This window comes from Ectothiorhodospira sp. 9100 (assembly GCF_022227565.1).
Taxonomy (GTDB): Bacteria; Pseudomonadota; Gammaproteobacteria; order Ectothiorhodospirales; family Ectothiorhodospiraceae; genus Ectothiorhodospira; species Ectothiorhodospira marina.
On the sequence record NZ_JAJNAN010000099.1, the window covers coordinates 1 to 2,014 of the forward strand.

Here is a 2,014-nt window from a genome sequence, read left to right on the forward strand (position 1 = left end):
GGATTTCAGAACCCGATGCCAATCCTCAATTCTCCAGCGCAAACGATACCACCGCAGGATTTCGGCGGCCTGTTCGGCCGAGGAGACGGCGACTGTGGTGAGCACGAACCATTCGATGGGTTCCACGCCGGTGGGTGGGTCCAGTTCCACGGCATGGACCACCGTCAGTTCCACCGTGATGGGCTGATCGGCGCCAGCGGGTGTGCCACGGAGCGTCACCGGGCAGTAGCGCAGGGCCAGTTCCGCGGTGCGTGCTGCCCGGCCCAGGCGGGCGGGACGCTTGCTGGTCTTAGGGCGCAGGCTCTGTCCTTCCACCTCAAGCACCACCTGCCCGCAGATGGCGGTGTCGCGAACGGTATCGAACAAGCGCTGCCCATTGGCGAGTCGGCGATTGTGTTTGGCGCGGACCAGCAGATCCACCTGGGGGTGTTGCTGTTGTTCGGCATAGAGGTCGAACGCATCCGCCTCCCGATCGGCGACGCTGATCACCTGGGTGTCCGGGAGGGTGGCCGCCAGAGCGGCCGTGTCCCGCAGGCCGGCGATCCAGCGAAAGCTCTTCTTCTCTTCTTGCGATGGCGCTTCATCGCCCCGTGGCTGCGGGGCCTCGAACTGGGCATGCAACACCCCCAGGGGCAGCCCGTCCGCATTGACCGCGAATGTCGAGTGCAGGTGCAAACCCAGGCTCTGGGCCCCAGTCTGATTGGTCCCGATCACACCCAGACCGCGGGTTTGCGGATGCGTGGTGAAGTTCAGATCCGTGCCATCCTGCAGGCACAGCACCGTCGCCTGCGCCTGCATGCGGCGCTGCGTGCGCTCGCGATGCGGTGCCAGGATATGCTCCGGAGTCACCTCCGACTCCGGTGGCTGGTCGATCAGCCGGTAGTAACCCTTCACCGCCGGCCAGTCGTCCCGGGCCACGGCGGTAAAGGCACGCATCGGATCCTCGCCCTGGCGTTGGGCACTGTCCACCAATCGTTTCGTCAAGCGTTTGTCTCCCAAGGGCGCGCCCCCAAACTCATGCTCGGCCCAATGCGCCGCATCCAGGCCCTCGGCCAGCGCCAGCGGCCCATCGCGCCGCGCCGGGGCCGGACCCACGCCCAGACGCATGCGCCAATCGGGCTCCAGCTCATAGAGGTAGATCGCCTTGCGCGTCTCGGTCGCGGCATGACCACGATCCTGGCGACCCCGTCCGCAGGTCTCGCCCACGTGGCGCCAGTTCGAGGCCCGCAAACTCACACCCGAGTGTGGGGGCTCAATGAATGTCTCCACCAGCCAGGGACGATACCCATGCAAGGCCTCGAAGTCATTACCCAGGCGCCGCAATGCCCGGCCCAGCACCCACGACGCCAGGTTCCGGCAAGCCATCCCCGGGCGCAGCAGAAAGCGGTTCAGCCCCACCACCCGATGGCGCTGCGCTTCGCGCAAGGCACGGTCCCAGCCGATCCACTCATCGCGGGCGGCCAACTGCAGTGCCGAGGCTGCAAACCCCAGCGCCCCCAGCCAGCCATGCGCCGAGCCGATCAGATAACGCACCTGCGCCCCCACCAGCGGACCCATCCCACGCGGGTGCTCGCGGGCCATCAACTCGTTCCAGATCGCCCGATGCGCGGCATCATCCACGCGCACCAGGGCCAGATCCACCAGCTCAGTGACTTCGCTGCCCACACCCACGGGCGCCGCCACCGCCTCGCCCAGTCGTCGCTCCACACGCCGCCCTGGCTGGGTACGCGCTGCCGGCAAACTCAGCCTTCCCGCGCGCTCAAGCGACCGCAGCGCCTTCAAACAACTCGCCCGCTGAAAACGACCGCGGGCGTCCACAAACTCGAACGTGGCACACACCTGATCCGCAATCCCGGTGCGATGCGCCTCGGGAAACTCTCGCATCAGGGCTTGCACCCGGGCAACACTTTCCGGCTCACTGAGCGTACGCTTGATCTGATTTTGTTCTCGCATGCCGCTGACCGTAACCGCGACGGCATGCGCTTGTCCAGCGGGGGATGTGGGTACAGGGCAG

At 66.7% G+C, this 2,014-nt stretch carries 1 protein-coding gene; it reads right to left on the reverse strand.

All coding sequences use genetic code 11. The features are described from left to right. Positions 1-1,953: IS4 family transposase (locus tag LPW29_RS15020; RefSeq protein ID WP_238628685.1), on the reverse strand; the 1,953-nt coding region annotated here is incomplete at its 3' end. Between the last annotated feature and the right edge of the window lie 61 nt (positions 1,954-2,014).